This window comes from Candidatus Krumholzibacteriia bacterium (assembly GCA_035268685.1).
Taxonomy (GTDB): Bacteria; Krumholzibacteriota; Krumholzibacteriia; order JAJRXK01; family JAJRXK01; genus JAJRXK01.
The window spans coordinates 13,477-28,842 of the sequence record DATFKK010000157.1; the positions used below are offsets into that span (position 1 = coordinate 13,477).

The window sequence follows — 15,366 nt, forward strand, 5'->3', positions numbered from 1 at the left end:
GTTTCGGCAGACGAGAAGGGCCGCCCGCGCGTGGCGGACGGCCCTTCGTTCCGGTCCGGAGTCCCGACGATGCTCAGGGCGTCTCGGGGCTCGTGAGGAAGCGGGTGAAGTCGCCATCGGTCGAGAGGATCAACGAGGTCTTCTGATCGATGGTGTTCTGGAAGGTCTCCATCGTCTTGAGGAACTCGTAGAAGTCTCGTGTCTGCTGGGACCGGTCGTAGGCCCCGGCGAAGATCCGTGCAGCTTCGGCGTCGGCTTCACCGATGATCGTCTGAGCGGTCCGGTAGGCCTCGGACTCGATCTCCTTGAGGTCACGGTCGCGTTCACCGCGGATCCGCTGGGCCTCACCCTGACCCTCACTGCGGAAGCGGTCGGCGATCCGCTGACGCTCGGAGATCATCCGTTCGTACACGCGCTGCCGCACCTCTTCGACGTAGTTGATGCGCTGGAAACGCACGTCGAGGATCTCGATGCCGAGGTCCTCGGTCCGCTCCTGCGACGCCTCCAGGATCATGGCCTGGATCGCCAGGCGGCCCGTCTCGATGTCCTCGAGCACCGTCTGCTCCTCGATCGTGAGGTTGGTCTCGACCGGTTCACGGTTGGTGCTGCGGATCACCTCGACCAGGTCGTGGTTGGCGATGGCGTTGCGGGTCTCGCCGTCGAGGATGTCGTCGAGACGCGACTGCGCTCCGCGTTCGTCGCGCAGACGCTGGAAGAAGAGCAGCGGATCGGTGATGCGCCACCGCGCGTAGGTGTCGACCCAGATGAAGCGCTTGTCGCGGGTCGGCAGCTCGTTGGCGTCGCCGTTCCACTCGAGGAAACGCCGGTCGAAGCGATGGACGCGTTGGATGAAGGGCGTCTTGAACTTCAGCCCGGGCTCGGTGATCGGATCCCCGATCGGTTCGCCGAACTGGGTGACGATCACCTGTTCGGGTTCGTTGACCACGTACAGGGAATTGGCCAGCACGATGAAGACCACGATGGCCGCGACGATGAGTGCGATGCGCATCAGCGACCTCCCTGCGTCTGGCCGGTGCCGGGGCTCTTCAGGTCGAGCAGCGGCAGGATGCCCTGCAGCGACTCGTCGAGCACGATCTTGCTCTCGACGTTCGGCAGGATGTCGTTGAGCGTCTCCAGGTACATGCGCTTGCGCGTGACCTCGGGGGCCAGCGCGTAGGCCTGGTACAGCTCGGTGAAGCGCTCGGCGTCACCCTGCGCGCGGTTGACCCTGTCGAGCTTGTAGCCCTCGGCCTGCTGGATGGTCTGCTGGGCGGTACCGCGAGCTCGCGGAATCACCTGGTTGTACTCGGACTGGGCCTCGTTGATCAGCCGCTCCCTCTGCTGCTGCGCCTCGTTCACCTCGTTGAACGCGCCGCGCACCGGCTCGGGTGGGTTGACGTCCTGCAGCACGACCTGATCGATGCGCAGGCCGAGTTCGTAGGCGTCGCACAGCTCCTGCAACTTCACCTCGACCAGCGACGCGACCTCCTGCCGGCCCACGGTCAAGACCTCGTTCACGGTCCGGTCGCCCACGACCTGCCGCATGATCGCTTCGCTCATGAAGCGCAGCGTGTCCCGGACGTTGCGCACACGGAACAGGAAGTTGTAGGTGTCGACGATGCGGTACTGCACCACCCATTCGACGACCGCGGCGTTCAGGTCGCCGGTGAGCATGCGCGCCTCTTCGGCCCTTCCCTGTGTGCTGAACTGACTTCGGACGCCGGCGCGGACCGTCTGGAAGCCGAACTCCTCCTTGAGCTGGCGTTGCACCGGGATCTTGTAGACCCGCTCGATACCGAGCGGCAGCTTGAATTGAAGGCCTGGGTCCGTGGTACGGACGTACTCGCCGAAGCGCAGCACGACTCCGTTCTCCTCGGGCCCGACCGTGTAGAAAGACGACCAGACGATGGCGATCGCTACGATCACCAGGGCGGCCAGGCCGATCACCCGCATGGGTGGGCGTGGGACGCGTACGTCGCGGAGGTCGTCGAATCCTCCGTCGCTCATTCCGGGATCTCCTTCGGATTCGGTTCGATCAGCGGACACCTGATCCCTGAGAAGGAAACGTAGGCTCAAAGCCCGTTCCCGCCATTGCAACACGACGGCTCGCCCTCGTCACCCACGGTGTTATGTTCGCTGCCATGTCCGACGATCTGCGCATCCGGTCGCTGGCCCGCCGCCTGGCCGAGGCTCTTCCGGGCGACACCGCCAAGGCAGCCCTGGCTCCGCGGCCGGCCCGGGGACGGCTGGGTCGACCACCCGATCCCGGGGCACGCGCGGCCGCCGTGCTGGTCCTGCTGGTCCCCGAGGCGGGGGCTCTGCACCTGCCCCTGCTGCGGCGCCGCTCCATCGCCGGAGACGTCCACGGCGGGCAGATCGCGCTACCCGGCGGGGGCGTCGAGGTGGGAGAGACGGTGGTGGATGCCGCCCTGCGCGAGGCCCACGAGGAACTCGGGATCGAGCCCGACACGGTCGACGTGCTCGGCCGCCTGAGTCCGCAGTGGATCCCGGTCAGCGGATACCGCGTCGAGCCGGTCGTGGGGACGGCCGCCGTCCGGCCCGACCTACGCCCCGACCCGTCGGAGGTCGACGGGGCGTTCTGGACGGACCTCGACACCCTGGTGCGGACGCGTCCGACGGTGCGCGAGCGACGCCGCGTCGAAGGGTTGATGCAGATGCCCGGTTGGGAGCTCCCGCACGGTTTCCTTTGGGGGGCCACCGCCATGATCCTGGCCGAACTGCTGGCGGTGATCCCTCCGCGGCGAGCGGGTCAGTAGGTTCCGCTGGAGTCGACGCCGGCACCCGTGGGCGCCGCGCTCGTGTCGCTGGCTGCGGTGGTGTGCGTCGGGCCGGCCGGCTCCGTCCGTGGCGGGAACGGCTCGCCGCCGCCGGTCGGGTCGACGACACCGGGACTCGATCCCCCCAGCCACGTCGCGACGCGCGTACCCACGACTTCGTTCAACGGGGGAACGACTCCCGCCCGGTGGAGCAGCCCGTAGCCGGCGAAGCCCACGACGAGCAGCGCGAGGATCGCGGGGATCACGAGCGACACCAGCGAACGGGCCGAGGAGCGTGGTCGTCGCAGACGCCGCGGACTCCCGGTCGCGAGATCGGGGTCCTGATCGAGCGACGTGCGGGAGGCGTCGGCGCCGAGCGGGCGGACGGGCCGTGAACTCCGGGCCCGGCGGGCTGCCTCCCGCGCGATCTGTTCCTCGCGGGTGAGTGGATCGGCTCGCAGGGCGTCCTCTTCGCCGCGGGCGACGTCCTGCCACTGCTCGCTGGTGGACCGGATCGGCAGCGCGCCGGAGACCGGCGCCGATGCAGTCTCGGGCGGCTCGGGCCCGAGGATCATGTCGGGTGGAGCTCCGCTCGATCCCGAAGACGGACCGGGGCCCGAGCGTGCCGTCGCCACCCGGGGCGCACCACGGCTGTCGTACTCGACCACGTCCTGCACCACCACGTCGTCGCCCGTGTCGACGTTCGTCGCCCCCGATCGCGATCCCGGCGACGGAGCGTTCGACCGCCGTCCGACACGGCCGGCGTTGTGCGGACGATGCGCCAGCGAGCCACTGCGGTCGGCCAGACCGCTCGACAGCTCCGAGATCAGGTCGCGTGGGCCTGCCTCGACGGTCGGTTCCACGAACTGCAGCTCGTCGCGGATGTGCTGCATCGAGGGCCAGCGCTGCTCCGGGGCCTTCGTCATGCAGGCGCGTACGATCTGCTCGAGAGCCGGGGGAACGTCGCGGCGCAGATCGCGAAGGGCGTCGGGCTGGGTGTTGATGATCGATTGGAGGATGGCGAGGTCGTTCGACGCGGTGAACGGCGGTCGACCGGTGATCATCTCGTAGAGCAGGCTGCCGAACGAGAAGATGTCGCTGGCCGGACCCAGCGTGCGGCCCTGCGCCTGTTCCGGCGACATGTACTGGACCGTGCCGTAGGTGTTCGGGCCCTGCGTGTGCACGACGCGCTCGGGGCGCACGGCCAGACCGAAGTCCATGACCTTGACCTCGCCCCGCCGCGAGATCATCACGTTCGCCGGCTTCAGATCGCGGTGGACGATGCCCTGCTCGTGGGCGGCCTGCATGGCGGCCGCGATGTCGGCCCCCACCCGTGCGATCTGGTGGAGCGTCAGCGGGCCCCGGGCCACGAGCTGCTTGAGCGTGGCGCCGTCGACGTACTCCATGCACAGGGCGAAGATTCCCCCGTCCTCCTCGATCGAGTGGACGACGGCGATGTTCGGGTGCTGGACGCGCGAGACCGAGCGGGCCTCGTCGAGCAGCCGCCCCTGTGCGCTCGGGTCCCGGAGCAGGTCGCGCGGCAGGAACTTGAGGGCGACCTTCCGCTCGAGCGTGGTGTCGAGCGCGAGGTAGACCTCGCCCATCCCGCCCTTGCCGAGCAGCTCGAGGATCCGGAAGTGCTTGAACGTCTGCGGACTCATGGCGCTGGGGCTGGAATCAACAAAAGTGCCAAGAACGGCCTTCGCGGGCGGGATCGGGGCGCTTTCCGGCATTCTGGGCAGAGGGGCCTCCCGGGGGCCCGCAACGGCGGATCCGAGCCGATGGATTTCTGTCCGTACTTTGACCGGGCTGGCCCGTGGGGGTGGGCGACCGGTCGTTTTTGCACGGCAGGCGCCCGAAACGGCCGGGAAAAGGGTTTGACAGCATTCCCGCGGGCGATATTCACTTCGGCCGCCGCCGTGCAGGCGCAGGATTTCCCTACGAACAGAGGAGTGCCATCCATGGCCGATCTGATCATCTCGAAGGCTCGCACCAAGGAAGCGGTGTCGGAGCTCAACGTGTCCGGTGAATTCTACGAGGCCCTCGACGCGAAGGTGCGCGAGCTGATCGCCGCCGCAGAGAAGCGTGCCCAGGGCAACGGCCGCAAGACCCTGCGGGCCTACGACCTCTAGCCCACGTCCACGGATCGTCGGCGCGGCGTCGATCGCCGGGCCGTCACGCCTCGCGAGACCGTCCTCCGTGCGCCGCGACGTCGTACCACGGCCGGAGTCGGACGGATAGCCGGAGATCCACGGCCGGAGACAGGCGTCTCCGGCCGTCTCCGTTCCACTGCGTCGTCAGACCACCGCGCGCTCGACACCCAGGCCGGGTCCGGTCCCCGGCTTCACGCGGCCGCCGTCGACGCGCGCCCCGCGGAAGGGATCGTCGGCCAGCAGCGCTGCACCGTCGAGGTCCACCCAACGGGCCAGGGGGGCAAGGTGGGCGGCGGCGCTGATCCCCACGCTGCTCTCGACGAAGCACCCGAGCAACACGTCGAGACCGACGCTACGGGCGGCGTGGATCCAGCGGACGGCTTCGCGGATTCCACCCAGGCGCGTGAGCTTCACGTTGACCCCGTCGTAGGCGCGGGCCAGGTCGTCGAGGGCGACACCCGTGAGGACGTCTTCGTCGGCGACCAGGGGAATCGGGCTCATGGCACGGAGCGCGGCGGTGGCGTCGAAGTCACCGGCCGGAAAGGGCTGTTCGATCAGCTCGCAGCCGCGCTCGGCGAGCCAGGCGGCACGCGCGGGGGCTTCGGCCTCGGACCACGACTCGTTGGCGTCGACGCGGAAGGGGCGGTCGGTCACCGCCCGCAGTCGGTCGACCGTCGCCTCGTCGTCCGCACCACCGCCGAGCTTGACCTTCAGGACCGGCCAGTCGCCCGCCTCGCGCACGCGGGCTTCGACGGCGTCGGGATCGTCGATCGAGATCGTCCACGAGCTCGGTGCGACGTCCGTGGCTTCGATCGACAGCATGGTGCCGAGTGTGCGACCGAGCGTGCGCCCGGCCCAGTCCCAGAGGGCCATCTCCAGGGCGCACCGGCCCGCGGTCTGGCCGGGATTCGCACGGTCGAAGGCCTGCAGCCATGTGTTCTGGTCGAAGGGGGCGGCGGTGGGCAACGCGAAGGAGCGCAGGGCGGTGAGTGCGGATTCCTGGCTCTGTCCGTAGCGCGGGATCGGTGCACCCTCACCCCGACCGACGACCCCTCCGTTCTCGATCTCGACCAGGACGTTCCGGGCGACGGTCTTCGTGTCACGGCTCGTGCGGAAGGCACGGGCCAGCGGCAGGTCGAGAGCGTGGGCACGCAGTTCGGTGGTCATGGCGACCTCGCGGGCGGGAGTGTCGGGGACCCTTGCCCCGGCGACGGGCGGCGGGTAGGCTGCACACCGGCGATCCGGGAGCCTACAACAGTGCGCCGGCCGCGCCAGTGCCACCTGGCTCGGATCGTCCGTTTCCGGTCCTCCCGGAAGGGCGGGCATCGTGTCCGCACCCACCGTTCGCGCGAACCTCGCGCGGGTCCTCTCGGGCACACTCCACGGCATCGAAGGCCGGCGCGTCCGCGTCGAGGTCGACGTCGCCTCGTCGTTGCCCGGATTCTCGCTCGTCGGCCTTCCCAGCGCCGCACTCCGCGAGAGTCGCGAGCGTGTCGGCGCCGCGTTGCGCAACGCGGGCTTCCGTTGGCCCGAGGGGCGGATCACCGTCAGCCTGGCTCCGGCCGATCTCCGCAAGGACGGCGCGGCCATGGACCTGGCCATCGCCGTCGCCCTGCTGCTCGCCTCGGGGCAGATCCCGCGGCCGCGCGGTGACGTGCTGCGCCGCACGCTCTTCGTGGGGGAGCTGGCCCTCGACGGGGCGTTGCGCCCGGCCCGTGGAACCCTTGCCCTGGCCCTGGACGCCGCGAGCCTCGGTGTCGACCGCATGGTCGTGCCGGCGTGCGAGGCCCACGAACTGCGCGACGTGGACGACGTGACGCTGCTTCCGGTGGGGCACCTGCGAGACCTCGGCCGGGGGCTCGCGTCGGCGGCCGGATGCGTCGCCGGTGCGCGTGGTCCGGACGATCCTCCCCAGCCGCCGGATCCCCGACGGGTGGCGCGCGCGCTGCTCGAGGTCCGCGGTCAGGCGCGGGCCAGACGTGCGCTGCTCATCGCCGCGGCCGGCGGACACGGGCTGGTCCTGCAGGGGCCCCCCGGATGTGGCAAGACCATGCTCGCGCGCCGTCTGGCGTCGCTCCTGCCGGACCTCGATCGCGATACGGCGCGCATCTGCCGTCGCGTGCGCAGCAGCTGCGGACTTCCCGCCGATGCCGACCGGCGCCCGCCCCTGCGCGCTCCGCACCACACCGTCAGCGCCGTGGGTCTGATCGGTGGGGGGCGACCCGTCCGGGCCGGTGAGATCACGCTGGCCCACGGCGGCGTCCTGCTCCTCGACGAGATCGTCGAGTTCGGATCCGAGCGGCTGGAACGTCTGCGCGAGCCCATGACCGACGGCCGGATCGAGCTGGTGCGCGCGGGCGAACGTGTCGGTCTGCCCGCGCGGTTCCAGCTCGTGGCCACGGCCAATCCGTGCCCGTGCGGGTGGGCGGGCAGTCACCTCGAGCGCTGTCGTTGCCCCGTGCACGTGGTGGAACGCTACCGGCGACGGCTGTCGGGTCCTCTGCGCGACCGCATCGATCTGTGGATCGAGATGGACCGGGAACCCGCGGACGCGCTCTTCGACGAAGAGCCCCTGGATAGTTGGGTGGACCGCGTGGAGCGGGTGCGGTCGGTGCGACGCACGAGCGATCGGGAGCGTGCGCGGTCCGAGGGGGATCCGTCACCCGAGGACATCCGGGCCGACGACGAGGCGCGATCCTTCGCAGCCGCGGTGGCCGATCACCGCGGCCTGAGCGTGCGGGCGCTGGTCCACGCCATGCGGGTGGCGCGGACGATCGCCCGGCTCGACGGCGTGGACTGCGTGCGTCGACGGGATCTCGCCGAGGCCTTCACGTATCGACCCGCGCCGTGAAGACGACGCGGGTCGGATCGGAGCACGGTGGTGTGGAGTCGATGCCCGTCTAGAAGGCCGCGACGAACCCCAGCGTGAACGACAGGGTGGTGAGCGTGGTGTCGTCGTACTCGACGTTCGGATCGAGACGGTCGTTCACGCCGCCTTCGGTGACCGTTTCGTCGAGTTGTCCGAGCTCGACGTCGATCAGACCCCCGCCGTTGGGCTCGACGACGGTCACGAACTTGTCGCTCGCGTCGAAGCTCATGGTCGAATGGGAGTTCCGGACTTCGAGGCGGAAGGAGTAGAGGTCGTCGCCCACGACGCGCAGGCCGATGCCGTAGCCGAACTGGACCGAAGACCCCATACCGTCCACGTAGACGCTGTCGAGTTCCATCCACTGCTGGCCGATGCTGCCGATCACGTAGGGCTGCACCCGTCCCTCGCCCCGTGGATACCACAGTGCGTCGAGCGCGGCCGTCATCGAGAAGTAGGAGCCCTTCTCCCTCTCCTCCTCGGTGAACTCGTTGTCACTGAGGGGATCGGTGAGCTTGATGGGATCGCTGGTGAGTTCCTGCTCGAAGTCACCGACGGCGAACCCACCGCCGATCTCGAGAGCGAAGTGGCGGCCGATTGTGCGTCCGATCCGGATCAGCGGATGGAAGCTCGCCTCACCGGCAAGCTTCATGTCGGCGACGATGAAGTCCTCGCTCTCCTCGACGTCGACGATGATCTGATCGGACTCGAGGAGATCCTGGGCGAGGTCGGCCTGTCCGAACGACGCCGAGACCTCCCACGTGTTCGGCTCGATCCCCGGTTCGAACACCTCCTCGAGGACGACGCCCTCGTCGAGGTCGTCGAGATCGTCGAGGTCCTGGGCGCCGGCCGGAGCGGTCGCGAAGAGAGCGGCGGCGCAGAACGCGACGAACGCGAACGGCGTCGAGGAGCGTTGGGGCCGCCGATCCTTCCGGGGGCGCGGGTCTCTGGACATGGTTCGAACTCCTGGCAACGGCATCGGGTCGGCGAGCGACGTGGGGACGACGAACCGTTATATGTACGATCACCGGCAAGTCGCTGTCAACGCAGCCCTTTTCCCCCGATCTTGCCCCGCGCGGCCGCGGCGCCGTAGCTTCCCCACACCTCCCGGATCCCGAGGACCGAGCCGTGCGCCTTCCTTCCCACAGCCGGTGTGTCCGTAGCCGGGCCGATCGCCGTCGATGGCCCGTCGGACGCACGGTCTCGACCGCCCTCGTCCTGCTCTGCGCGGTTGCTGCGCCGGTTGCTGCCCAGCTCTATCCGCGTCCGTCCACGCTGAACTCCCCCGGCGGGCCGACGGCGGTCGTCGTGCTCGACGTCGACGAGGACGGGGTGTTCGACATGGTCGCCAACGGGCCGACGACGGGCACGCTGACGGTGCTCCGGGCCTCGGCACCGGGGGTGTTCTCCGGGCGGACCAACATCCCGACCCCGGGCCGCCGGCCGGCCGACGTCGCTGCGGGCGACCTCGATCGGGACGGGCTCACCGACGTCGTCTGGGTCGACGGTGCACGCGGCGACCTCGTGGTCCTGCGCCAGACACCGGGGACGGACGACCTGTTGTTCACCGAGACCGTCCTGCCGGGCATCGAGGAGGGGGCGGCGGTCGAGGTCGTCGACCGCGACGGGGATGGTTGGCTCGACGTGGTGGTGGCACTGCGCGGAGGCGACGCCCTGGTCTGGTACCGCAACGAAGGGGGAGTGCTCGTCGCCGACGAGACCCTTCCCGCGGGAGACGGCCCCACCTCGCTGGTCGTCCTCGAGGATCCCGCGCGACCGGTCCGGTTGGCCCTGGTGCAGACCGGATTCCTCTCGCGGGACGTGGTGTTGTTCGAGGCCGCAGGAGGAGCCGAGGTCGGCCGCTGGCGCTCGGAGGACCCGCGGTCGGTGGTCGCCGGCGATCTCCAGGACGACGGGGTCGACGACCTGGTGTTCGTCGACGGGATCGGCGAGCTGCGCGTGATCGATCCCTCGGGGGAGGCGGCCACGGAGCGGGCGCGTGTGCCGGTGGAGCCCGGGACCCGATGGGGGCTGCCTCTGCCTCCGGCGATCGATCGCGAGCGCCTGGCGGTGGCCGAGGCCGCGCGCGGCCGGCTGACACTCTTCGAGGACACGGGGACGGGCTTCGCCGCCGATCGTTTCTGGTACCTGTCGGTCGACGCAGCCGATCCGCTGCGCTTCGACGTCGACGCGGACGGGATCGCCGAGCTGCTGGTTCCCCTGCCGACCGAGCAGGCGGTGCAGGTGATCGAGCCCCTCGGCGACGGCTTCCTCATGCCCCGTGCCCTGCCCACGGGGAACGCTCCCAAACGTCTGCTCGTGGGGCCGGAGGAGCCCGGCGGGCGGAGACTCGTCGCCCTGGCCCCGACGGCCCGCGAAGCGTGGGTGTACCGCGTCGTCGACGGAGAACTGCAGCCCCTGCAGATCCTGCCGCTGACGGGCGCGGCCGACGAGATCGTGCTCCACGACGCCGACGGCGTCGACGGCGCCGATCTGTTCCTGCTCGACGCCGACGAAGGGGTGTTCCGGGCACTGTCCGGGCCGGACGGTCGGTTCGGAACGCTGGAATCCCTGATTCCCCTCGCTGGCGGTCTGGACCTGGCCGTGGGCAACGTGCAGGACGATTCGGGCTTCGAGATCGTGGTGGCCGACCGCCAGCTACGCGGTCTGCGCATCTACCAGGAGACCGGCCCCGGCGTCTGGACCGAGATCGATGCCCGTGGTCTTCCGCAGACCCCGGTGGTGCTCCGCGCGCGGGACCTGGACGGCAACGGATACACCGATCTCGTGGCGCTGGGCCAGACCGACCGCGTGATCCTGCTGTTCGGCGAGGAGGCCGGTATCGACGCCACCGTGTCGTATCCGGTCGGCAACGAGCCGCGCGACGTGGGCTTCGGCGAGTTCAACGGCGACGGCTTCGACGACCTGGTGATCGCCAGCGCCCAGTCGTCGACCTTCGACATCTTCTCGAGCCTGGCCGGCGGATTCTACTCGTCGACCGATGCCGCGAACGCGGCGCCCTTCGGAGCACAGAACGTGGCGGTGGACGACGTCAACGGGGACGGCTTCGACGACATCGTGTTGTCGTCGCCGAACGCATCGCGCGTGTCGATCCACTTCGGCCTGGGTGTCACCGGCGAGGTGATCGAGAGCTCGCAGGCGGTCCGGCTGAGTGAGACACCGGGCGATCTGAAGCTCGTGCGCATCGACGGCGACGTGGTCCCCGAGTTGGTCACCGTGGACCGGGCCGCCGACATGCTCGTGTTCCTCCGCAGCGATCCCTTCGAAGGGCTGCCGGCCGTCACCGGAACGCTGCGCTCCACGCTCGCCGGAACCGAGGCCCGGCTCGAAGTCCTGGCCGATGCCCGGCTGGCCGACGAGTTCGGTGTCACCCGGGCGGTGGACTCGACGCCGGTTGCCGTGCGACGGGTCGCGGCCGGGCGATGGGTCGGATCCGATCCTTCGCCGCCGACGGTCGATGCCGAGTACGTGCTGCGCGACGCCTTCGGCAACGAACTCGATCGCGCGGTGACGGTCGACGAAGGCAGTGCGACCTCGGTCGACGGCCCGGGCGAGGCGATCGTGCTCCCGCCGCGCGTACGGGGCCGTCGGGTCACCTTTCGTTTCCGGACGGGTGGGAACCACGTTCCCGGTCTGCACGTTTACGACCTGCGCGGCCGGTCGGTCCGATCGGTCGAGGTGCGCGCCGCCGGGGGTGGCTGGTTCGAGTCGACCTGGGACGGCCGCGATGCCCGCGGGCAGCGTCTGGCCCGCGGCAGGTACGTGGTGCGGATCCGCGGACCCGAGCGTACGATGGCCACGTCCGTCCTCCTCCGCTGACACCACAGCGACGCTTCGCGGGAGCCCGCATGGCCGGAATCGACCAGTTGCCGGGCGAGCGCAGTTCACGACGATGGCTGTACGCTCTGCTCCTCACGCTCGTCTGGCACCTGCTGGTCGGTGTGGGCATGCACCTGCTCGACCCCTTCGCGGCCGAGGCCGAGCCCTCGCCGCGCCCACCGGTGGAGCTGGTCTTCGCGCCGACCGCGCCCCCCGTGGCCGAGCCCGAGCGCGAGCCCTCCGACGAACCCGACTTCTTCACCGAGCTGCCGGAGGATCGCGCCGACCTGCCGCCCGACGAGGCCGACGTGCTGAGCAACGTCGACAGCCGGGCGCGCGACGGTGCGGAGGGCGAAGAGGCCACCGACATGCCGCGCATGGAGGGCGAGGGCGACGCCCCGCAGGTCGGTCTGCAACCGTCGCCCGAACCGAGCCCGGTCGGAGGGGGCCGTCCCGACGCCCCTGAGGAGGAACAGGCCGAACAGCCGGAGCCCATCCAGGACCCGAGCGCCGAGGAACCCAGCCCCAGCGAGAGCGAGATCGAACGTCTGGGCCAGCGCGCCGAGGTGGGCGAGCGCATCCGCGAGGGCGAGACGGGGAGCTCGACGGAGCGCGAAGAGGGCTCGCTGCGCAGTGCCCGCGGCGATCCGAGGCAGTCCCTGCAACCGGGGCGGGTGGAGGTCTCGCCCGAGCCGCGGTTCCGGGTGGGACCGGGTCGCGAGGACCTCTACCAGGAGGAGATGGACAACCCGCAGGGCAACGTTCCGCTCTTCGGCGACGTCAGTCTGAACACCGTGGCCTGGAACTGGGCGCCGTGGCTTCAGCGCTTCAGCCGCGAGTTCCACCGCAACTGGGTGCCTCCCTACGCCTACTGGCTCGGCCTGATCGAGGGCGGCCAGCTGGTGGAGGTGGAGATCGCCCCCGACGGCCGTCTGCTGAAGCTCGAGGTGCTCGAGGAGAACGGTCACGAGTCGTTGCGCGAGGCCACGGTCGGGAACTTCCGCGGCATCGCGCCCTACCATCCCCTGCCCGACGACTTCCCCGAGCCCACGCTGCGCCTGACGGTGCGGGTGACCTACCGCGGACGCGACTGAGACGAGTCGGTGGCAGCGGTTCGGGGCCCGCCCCCTGATCTTGTCACGACCCCGCGCCTGGCCTAGCCTGGCGATTCGTGCGCGGGGCCGGATCCGAGCGCCCTGCCCGGCGGAATCACGCGCCCGACGCGCTGGAGGAACTGCATGCTGGATTTCCTGCTCCGCGGCGGGCCGGTGATGATCCCCCTGGCCCTGTGCAGCATTCTGGCCAGCGTGATCACCTTCGAGCGGATCCTGGCGCTGCGGCGCAGCAAGGTCGTCCCGCGCGAGATCCTGCACGTCGCCGAGGCCGCCGACCCGAAGAAGGACCTGAGCGTGGCGATCTCGGTCTGCGAACGCAATCCGGGCGTGTTCAGCGACATCCTGCGGGCCGGTCTGGAAGCGCAGGGGCTGCCCTGGGAGACCGTGCGCGACGTGATCCTCGACGCCGGCCGTCAGGAGACCCCCAAGCTCGAGCGCAATCTGGTGTGGCTGGAGACCATCGCCGGGGTCGCGCCGCTGCTGGGCCTGCTGGGCACGGTGCTGGGCATGATCAAGACCTTCGCATCGATCTCCGTGGCCGGCCTGGGCGATCCCCAGGTGCTGAGCGAGGGCATCAGCGAGGCCATGATCACAACGGCCGTGGGGCTGGGCATCGGCATTCCGACGCTGGTCGCCTACAACCTCCTGGCCGCGCGCAGCGAGGCCTTCGTCATCGAGATCGAGCGTCACGCCAGCCGGTTGCTGGCGCGGTGGAGGAGCCGCAGGGCCGAGGCCGGGGCCGAGGTCGAGGCATGAGCGAGCTGGCCTTCCGTCCCGTGAAACGGCGCCGGCGGGTCACCCTGAACCTGACCTCGCTGATCGATGTCCTCTTCCTGCTCTTGATCTTCTTCATGCTGACCTCGACCTTCCGGCAGGCTGGCGAACTGCAGCTGGAGCTGCCCGACTCGTCCACGAGTGAGCCGTCGACCGATGCCGAGCAGATGCGGCCCACCGAGATCGCCCTGCGCGCCGACGGGCAGGTACTGATCGACGGGTCGGTGGTGGAGGAAGAGGAACTGGTGGCCGAACTGAGACGCCGCAAGGAGTCCGATCCCGACGCGCGCGTGATCCTGAACGCCGAGGCGGCCGCGCGGCACGCCGACGTGGTCAACCTGATCGATGTCGTGCGTTCGCTCGGCTTCGCGGGATTGAGCCTCGGCACCGAGATGCGACCCGGGGCGTCGGCCCCGCAGGAGGCGAATCGTTGAGACTGCGCACCTTCACCGCTCGTTGTGTGGCGGCCGCCGGCCTGTTGGCGCTGGCCGCCTGCGAGAGCGACGACTTCGCCGACACCGGATCGGGCATGCCGCTCGACGTGAGCCAGGACTCCGTCCTGGTCGAGGCACCGGCCGTCCGCTTCGAACGGATCGAGACGGTCGAGCCCGAGACCTCGAGGCCCTACGTCGACCGGCAGACGCTGTTCCTGGGCAACCGCGAACGCGGCGGCTTCCGCGCCACGCCGGTGATCCGCTTCAACTTCGACGAAGAGGTCCTGCGTGATCGCCTGCGAGAGCGCCTCGAGCCCGAGACCAGTTTCGACTACGCCGTCGACTACAGCGACACCGTCCAGTTCGACGCGGACTTCGTGGCGAACCCGCGGATCCAGCTCGCGCTGTTCGAGCGTGAAGTGCCCGACGAGGGCGACGTACCCAAGCCCCCGCGATCGATCCGCGTGACGTCGACCGCGGCGGCGATCCAGACCGAGGACGCGACGGTGGAGTCGATCGACGAACTGCTCGGCGACGAGATCACCGAGTTCGAACAGACGCAGTCCGACCGCAACTACGAGATCCCTCTGCCCGAAGCCACCGTCCGGGACTGGATCGCCGCCTCCGGCCACGACGGCGTGGCGCTGTTCGATCTCGCCCCCGGAGACGAGACCTTCGAATTCCCCAACGAGTCGAACATCATCGCCTTCGCCGGGCGCGGATTCGGACGCGCCGGCAGCGAGCTGGTGCAGACCGAGATCGACGAGTCGATCGAGCCGGAAATCCTGCTCGACCTGGCCGCGGTCGACGAGAGCGGCAGCCCACTGAGCGACATCGTGATCGGCGCACCGGCGCTGATCGACTTCACCGTGATCGAGCGCGACTCGCCTCCGGGCGGGGGCGGACTGTTGAGTTCACACGATCCGGTGCGCACGTGGATCGAGCTCGATCTGGACGACGGGGTGGTTCCGCGCAACGCGACCATCAACCGGGCGGTTCTCACCCTGCGCGCCGATCCGGAGGGCACGCTGGGCACGCCCAACCGCGGCGGCCAGCCCCAGAACCTGACCGTGCTCTGCTACGAGAGCCGGTTGTCCGACGCCACGCGTGAGAACCCGGGTCGCAGTATCGTCGGCGAGGGCATCGAGTCGCTGATCTTCGTGGACGGCGCGGCGCTGTCGATCCTCGATGTCCCGATCCTCGAACTCGACATCACGGCCTACGTGCAACGGGTGGTGAACGGGGTCGTCGATCCCGACCGGACGGGCCTGCTGATCCTCTTCGACAGCGAGGAATTCGACTTCGACACCGTGAACTTCCACGGTCCCGACTCGCCCTTCCCCGACCAGCGGCCGACGGTGCGCGTGACCTTCACCCCGCCGGCCGACTCGTGGCGCTAGGAGGGCG

At 69.8% G+C, this 15,366-nt stretch carries 13 protein-coding genes; 8 read left to right on the plus strand and 5 right to left on the minus strand.

Features of this window, described 5'->3' with window-relative positions; translation table 11 throughout:
• Window positions 1-73: 73 nt before the first annotated feature.
• A complete protein-coding gene (gene hflC, locus VKA86_14625; protein ID HKK72448.1) occupies window positions 74-1,009 on the minus strand; it encodes a protease modulator HflC in 936 nt (311 codons plus the stop codon).
• Window positions 1,009-2,007: an FtsH protease activity modulator HflK gene (hflK, locus tag VKA86_14630; GenBank protein ID HKK72449.1), complete on the minus strand. Its 999-nt coding sequence runs from the start codon at window positions 2,005-2,007 to the stop codon at window positions 1,009-1,011. The genes hflC and hflK overlap by 1 nt, the downstream gene beginning before the upstream one ends.
• A 134-nt stretch (window positions 2,008-2,141) precedes the next feature.
• Between hflK and VKA86_14635 the strand changes: the two genes are divergently transcribed.
• Window positions 2,142-2,777: a CoA pyrophosphatase gene (locus VKA86_14635; GenBank protein ID HKK72450.1), complete on the plus strand. Its 636-nt coding sequence runs from the start codon at window positions 2,142-2,144 to the stop codon at window positions 2,775-2,777.
• On the opposite strand, the gene VKA86_14640 is transcribed toward VKA86_14635, so the two are convergent.
• Complete coding sequence (locus VKA86_14640; GenBank protein ID HKK72451.1) at window positions 2,771-4,438, minus strand: serine/threonine-protein kinase; 1,668 nt, start codon at window positions 4,436-4,438, stop codon at window positions 2,771-2,773. The genes VKA86_14635 and VKA86_14640 overlap by 7 nt on opposite strands.
• Before the next feature lie 300 nt (window positions 4,439-4,738).
• On the opposite strand from VKA86_14640, the gene VKA86_14645 reads away from it, so the two are divergent.
• Window positions 4,739-4,909, plus strand: coding sequence for a DUF1931 domain-containing protein (locus VKA86_14645; GenBank protein ID HKK72452.1), 171 nt, complete (start codon window positions 4,739-4,741; stop codon window positions 4,907-4,909).
• 165 nt (window positions 4,910-5,074) lie between these two features.
• Here VKA86_14645 and VKA86_14650 read toward each other — a convergent pair whose 3' ends face one another.
• Entirely contained in the window at window positions 5,075-6,097 is a 1,023-nt protein-coding gene (locus VKA86_14650; protein ID HKK72453.1) for a dipeptide epimerase, read from the minus strand.
• Between the two features lie 160 nt (window positions 6,098-6,257).
• Here VKA86_14650 and VKA86_14655 point away from each other — a divergent pair, with 160 nt between their 5' ends.
• Window positions 6,258-7,781, plus strand: coding sequence for a YifB family Mg chelatase-like AAA ATPase (locus VKA86_14655; GenBank protein HKK72454.1), 1,524 nt, complete (start codon window positions 6,258-6,260; stop codon window positions 7,779-7,781).
• Window positions 7,782-7,830: 49 nt separating this feature from the next.
• Here the strand turns inward: VKA86_14655 and VKA86_14660 are convergent, their stop codons facing one another.
• Window positions 7,831-8,751 (minus strand): hypothetical protein, encoded by a 921-nt coding sequence (locus VKA86_14660; GenBank protein ID HKK72455.1) that lies wholly within the window; start codon window positions 8,749-8,751, stop codon window positions 7,831-7,833.
• A 173-nt stretch (window positions 8,752-8,924) separates the two neighbouring features.
• Here VKA86_14660 and VKA86_14665 point away from each other — a divergent pair, with 173 nt between their 5' ends.
• The 5 genes from VKA86_14665 (at window position 8,925) to VKA86_14685 (ending at window position 15,359) form a co-directional block, all read left to right on the plus strand.
• Complete coding sequence (locus VKA86_14665; GenBank protein ID HKK72456.1) at window positions 8,925-11,636, plus strand: FG-GAP-like repeat-containing protein; 2,712 nt, start codon at window positions 8,925-8,927, stop codon at window positions 11,634-11,636.
• A 29-nt stretch (window positions 11,637-11,665) separates the two neighbouring features.
• Complete coding sequence (locus VKA86_14670) at window positions 11,666-12,730, plus strand: hypothetical protein (protein ID HKK72457.1); 1,065 nt, start codon at window positions 11,666-11,668, stop codon at window positions 12,728-12,730.
• 144 nt (window positions 12,731-12,874) lie between these two features.
• Window positions 12,875-13,507: a MotA/TolQ/ExbB proton channel family protein gene (locus tag VKA86_14675; protein HKK72458.1), complete on the plus strand. Its 633-nt coding sequence runs from the start codon at window positions 12,875-12,877 to the stop codon at window positions 13,505-13,507.
• Window positions 13,504-13,959: a biopolymer transporter ExbD gene (locus VKA86_14680; GenBank protein ID HKK72459.1), complete on the plus strand. Its 456-nt coding sequence runs from the start codon at window positions 13,504-13,506 to the stop codon at window positions 13,957-13,959. Before VKA86_14675 ends, VKA86_14680 begins: the two co-directional genes overlap by 4 nt.
• Entirely contained in the window at window positions 13,956-15,359 is a 1,404-nt protein-coding gene (locus tag VKA86_14685) for a hypothetical protein (GenBank protein HKK72460.1), read from the plus strand. Before VKA86_14680 ends, VKA86_14685 begins: the two co-directional genes overlap by 4 nt.
• The last annotated feature ends 7 nt before the right edge of the window (window positions 15,360-15,366 follow it).